Below are 5,098 nucleotides of genomic sequence, written 5' to 3'. Positions count from 1 at the left end.
GGCTCGCTCCTTCCTCTGCCCCACAGGAACATCGACACGGGCATGGGGCTTGAGCGCGTCACGGCGATTAAAGAAGGCAAGTTTAGCAACTACGACAGCTCGCTTTTTATGCCGCTAATTGATGAGGTTGCAAAGCTTTGCGGCAAGCCTTACGTTTATGAAAGCGGCGCGAGCTATCGCGTCATCGCCGATCATATCCGTTCGGTTACGTTTTTGCTAGCGCAGGGAACAAATTTTAATCGCGAGGGCAGGGGATATGTTTTGCGTAGAATTCTGCGTCGTGCCGTTCGCCACGGCTATTTGCTCGGCATCAAAGAGCCTTTTATGTACCGCCTCGTGGATAAAGTATGCGAGCTGATGGGCGGGCACTATGCCTATCTGAACGAGAAAAAGCAAGCCGTAAAGGAGCAGATCAAGCTCGAAGAGGAGCGGTTTTTTGCTACTTTGGCAAACGGCATCGAGCTTTTTAACGAAGAGCTTGCGCGCACTAAAGAAATTTTTAGCGGCGAGGTCGCGTTTAAGTTATATGATACCTACGGCTTTCCGCTCGATCTGACCGCCGATATGCTGCGCGAGAAAAATTTGCGCGTGGATGAAGCTAAATTTGATGCACTTATGAGTGAGCAAAGGCAGATAGCTAAAGCCGCATGGAAGGGTAGTGGCGATAAAAACGTCCGTGGCGATTTCAAGGCACTGCTAGAGAAATTCGGTGAGAATAAATTTAGCGGTTACGAAGAGCTTAGCCGCACGAGCAAGGTTTTAGCACTGCTTAACGAGGATTTTGCGGAAGTGGATGAGCTCAAAGCCGGCGATATCGGCTGGGCGATGTTTGATATCACTCCGTTTTATGCACAAAGCGGCGGTCAAACGGGCGATAGCGGCGAAGTGGAGTCCATAGCCGATGTGTTTGATACGCAGAAATTTTATGGGCTAAATTTATCCCACTTGCGCCTTAATCGTAACTTAAAAATTGGCGATATCGTCGGGCTCAAGGTTTCTGAGGAGCGTGAGCAGATTGCTCGCCATCACAGCGCGACACATCTTTTACACGCGGCGCTTCGTGCGGTGCTAGGGGCTCATATCGCTCAAGCAGGAAGCTTAGTCGAAGCAGACCGCTTAAGATTTGACTTCTCGCATCCTAAGGCGCTTAGCGTCGAGGAGCTAGCTAAAATCGAGGAATTTGTAAATAATGCCGTTTGCAAGGGCTGTGCGGCAAAAACTGAGATTATGGATATAGATGACGCTAAAAACAGCGGTGCAATCGCGCTTTTTGGCGAAAAATACGGCTCAAAGGTGCGCGTTGTGAGCTTCGGAGAGATTAGTAAGGAGCTTTGCGGCGGAATTCACGTGCGTAATTTAAGCGAGATAGGGTCGTTTTTTATAGTCAAAGAAAGTGGCGTAAGTGCGGGCGTTAGGCGTATCGAGGCAGTTTGTTCGCGCGCGGCTTTAAATTTGGCGCTTCAAAATCGCGCTAAGCTTGCTGAAATTTCTGCGGAGCTAAAAGGGATTGAGCCTCTCCGTGCGATTGAGAAATTAAAAGATGAGATCAGATCGCTAAAAGATCAGATCAAGCATGCAAGCAGTTCCCATGCACTGGCTTTTTTAAATGTCGGCGATACTAAACTTTGCGTAGCCTCAGTCGAAAGCGGTGATATAAAAACTATGATAGATGAGTTTAAAAATAGCCACGAAAAGGCGGCGATAATGCTAATGCAAGTAGGCACCGACGGTAAAATTTCAATTGCAGCAGGCGTTAAAAACGCGCCGATCAAAGCTGGCGAGTGGGTTAAGCTAGCAGCGCAAATTTTAGGCGGCGGCGGCGGCGGACGCGATGATTTTGCGACCGCAGGCGGTAAGGACGTGCTAAAAATCGAAGAAGCGATCAAAGAGGCGATCTCTTACGCAAAAGGTAAAATTTGAACGAAATCGATACCGGCTTCATCAAAGCCTCGCAAATTTTGCCGCTGATTCACATTTTAAGCGTGATTTTTTTGGTCTGCGCGCAGATCTGCGTATTTTTGATCGCACGGATTTTTATGAATTTAAGCAGTAAAAGCCAAGCGAATGCGAAGGATGTAAAATTTGCAGAAATTTTACGATATATGAAGCGCTATGAGCAGTTCTTTGCGCTATTTTTGGTGATCGTTTGCGTAAGTGGATTTTTTCTTGCGGATGGCGGAGGTTTTAAATTTTCAGATCCTATGGTAAAAGGCGCGATTGCGACGCTATGGGCTGGCGCCGGCTTTATACTACTAAATTTTATCTACATGCATTATAAAATTTCATCTTTGAAGCGAGCTTTGGATGCGGGAGATGAACTTGAGGCGAATGAGCATTTAATCATCGTCGTTAAATATTTCATCCCGTTAAATATCGTAGTTACGCTGATTTGCGTTTATCTAGGCGTGACGGTGGGCGAGTTTTGATGATCTATTTAGCTTCCAGCTCGCCTACTAGAGCGCAAATTCTAAAGGATAGCGGCATAGAATTTACGCAAATTCCTTTTAATTTCGACGAAAGCGGCATTAGTAAGGACGATGCACGCACCTATGCTTACCGCGTTGTCTTGGCCAAGAAAGTGCAGTTTTTTAAAATTTATAAAAATTATGATAGAGTGCTGTTTGCCGATAGCTCCGTGCTTGCCGGCGGCGAAATTTTAGGCAAGGCGCGTGATGAAGCGGACGCGTTAAGGATGCTGCGAGCTCAAAGTGGTGCTAGCTGCGCCGTTTATACTGCGATGATTTTTTGCAGTAAGGCGCTAGAGCTTTCGGCGCTCAGCGTCGCAAGCTTTGAATTTGCGGAATTTAATGAAGCGGATTTAAAAGGCTATATCACTAGCGGCGATTGGCGTGGCAAGGCGGGTGCGATGAGTATCGAAGGCTTTAACGAAAAATATATTAAAAGCTCGCGTGGGTCAAAATTCACGGCGATGGGGCTTGATCTGGAAATTTTAAAGAGGTTTGTATGGTAAGAGTTTTATTTAGTTTTATTACGGTTTGTGCGTTTGCCGCAGGCGGAATTTTTTTGTATTTTTACTCGCAAATCCGCTTGGAATCGGACTCAATCATCGATTATCATCCCGAGCTTACGACTAAAATTTATGACCGCAACGGCAATTTGATAGCCAACGTTTTTAATGAACAAAATAGAATTTATGTAAAATTCGACGAGATCCCAGGTCGCGTGATCGAGGCGCTTGTAGCTATCGAGGATACGGCGTTTTTCGAACACGGCGGTGTGAATGTCGAGGCGATTTTTAGGGCGATTATTAAGGACGTTAAGGCTATGAAATTCGTCGAAGGCGCATCAACGATTACGCAGCAGATCACGCGAAATTTAGTTCTTTCGAGCGAAAAGAAGCTTGATCGTAAGATTAAAGAAGCGATCCTATCGCTTAAAATAGAAAATGCCCTAAGCAAGGAACAAATTCTCGAGCGTTACTTCAACGAAGTGTATTTTGGGCACGGATATTACGGCATCCGCACGGCGGCTTTGGGATATTTCAAAAAGGATTTGCAAGATTTAAGCCTTAAAGAGATCGCGATTTTAGTAGGCTTGCCGAAAGCTCCTAGCAGCTTTGATCCTACTAAGCACCTGGATTTGTCGCTTTCGCGTGCCAATAACGTGATTTATAGGATGCATGAGCTCGGCTGGATAAATAAGACCGAATATGAGCTTGCGATGAACGAGCAGCCTACGATCTACAACGAAACGCTCACGCAAAACGTAGCGCCGTATGCCGTAGATGAGATCATAAAAGAAGCGGAAAAAATTCTACCGGACGTCCGCACGGGCGGATATCGCATAGATACGAGCCTTGATCTAAAGGCGCAGGCGATGGCGCAAGAGGCATTAGTTTTCGGCTACAATGAAATTTTAAAGCGCAACAAAGACGCTAATGCAAGCAACGTAAACGGCGCTATGGTCGTCACGCATCCACAAAACGGCGAAATTTTAGCCTTAGTAGGCGGTGTGGATTACGCGAAATCAAATTTCAATCGTGCCAGCCAATCCCAGCGCCAAACCGGCTCCAGCTTCAAGCCTTTCGTCTATCAAATCGCCCTTGATATGGGCTACTCGACGATGACCGAAGTACCCGATATAGCTAGAGAATTCGACGACGGCAGCGATAAAACGTGGAAGCCGAAAAATTACGACAAGACTTACAGCGGCTACATCACGATCAAAGAAGCTTTAACACGCTCGCGTAACCTTGCCTCGATCAATCTGATGCAATCTATCGGCGTTGATCGTGCGGTAAAAAAGCTTGGCGAATTCGGCTTTAAAAACGTCCCGCCCGCCCTGTCAGTGGCTATCGGCAGCTACGGAATTTCGCCGCTTGAATACTCCACGATGTATTCGATGTTTCCGGGGCTTGGGATTACTGCAAAATCAAAATTTATCGTTTCGATTACCGATAAGGATGGCAAAACTCGCTTTATCGAACCTGAGAGACGTCGCGTGCTGCGCCCTGAACAGGCATATCTGATGACTACGCTGCTAAAAAATATCGTGCAGCGCGGCACCGGTACTCGCGCGCGCGTGCAGGGCATCGATATAGCGGGCAAAACAGGCACCTCAAACGACAGCATAGATGCATGGTTTTGCGGCTTTACGCCGGATTTGCAGATCATAATCTGGTATGGCAACGACGATTATAAACCGATGCGAAAGGTCGAGGGCGGCGGACGTACCGCAGCACCGGTGTTTGCAAAATTTTTAGATGCCTATTTAAAAGAATATCCGCAAACCAAGCGCAACTTCACCGTCCCGGACGGCGTTTTTAGCCGCCAATACAACGGCAAGGAAGAGTATTACACTAAAATTTCGCCGCTTCCTAAACCCCGCGAAAGCAGCAGCGACGGATCGCTTTAAATTTGGATGCAAATCCAAATTTAATCCGTTTTTGGAAGCCCTTGCATAGATTGCGTTTATTAAGCATAATATAAATATGCGAGCTTATAGTGCGTTTAAGGTTGGAGGCAATAAAATACACAATTTTATTTTTAGGGATTGAGATGCAGAATTTAGAATTTGAAAGTAAAAAGATAAGAATAGAAAATACTCGTGTAAAATTCGGCAAATTTTTTACGAAATT

General features: G+C 46.1%; 4 protein-coding genes. All 4 read left to right on the top strand.

The features are described from left to right. Nucleotides 1–1,920, top strand: a 1,920-nt coding sequence (gene alaS, locus Q0095_RS10080) for an alanine--tRNA ligase (protein WP_297883380.1), incomplete at its 5' end; no start/stop codon positions are given. Continuing rightward, nucleotides 1,917–2,426: a hypothetical protein gene (locus Q0095_RS10075; protein WP_297883379.1), complete on the top strand. Its 510-nt coding sequence runs from the start codon at nt 1,917–1,919 to the stop codon at nt 2,424–2,426. The genes alaS and Q0095_RS10075, both read left to right, overlap by 4 nt. Continuing rightward, a complete protein-coding gene (gene maf, locus Q0095_RS10070) occupies nt 2,426–2,971 on the top strand; it encodes a septum formation inhibitor Maf (protein ID WP_297883378.1) in 546 nt (181 codons plus the stop codon). Before Q0095_RS10075 ends, maf begins: the two co-directional genes overlap by 1 nt. Beyond that, the gene (locus Q0095_RS10065; RefSeq protein ID WP_295151460.1) at nt 2,965–4,875 is read left to right on the top strand and encodes a transglycosylase domain-containing protein; all 1,911 of its coding nucleotides are present in this window, start codon (nt 2,965–2,967) and stop codon (nt 4,873–4,875) included. The genes maf and Q0095_RS10065 overlap by 7 nt, the downstream gene beginning before the upstream one ends. The last annotated feature ends 223 nt before the right edge of the window (nt 4,876–5,098 follow it).

The organism is uncultured Campylobacter sp. (assembly GCF_938045535.1).
Lineage (GTDB): Bacteria > Campylobacterota > Campylobacteria > Campylobacterales > Campylobacteraceae > Campylobacter_B.
The sequence above is the reverse complement of the archived record's forward strand: the minus strand, read 5'-3'. Positions and strand labels throughout refer to the sequence as shown.

Bases quoted from the DNA above. Each gene is read 5' to 3' on its own strand.
- maf (WP_297883378.1), top strand. From the start codon at position 2,426: ATGATCTATTTAGCTTCCAGCTCGCCTACTAGAGCGCAAATTCTAAAG.
- Q0095_RS10065 (WP_295151460.1), top strand. From the start codon at position 2,965: ATGGTAAGAGTTTTATTTAGTTTTATTACGGTTTGTGCGTTTGCCGCA.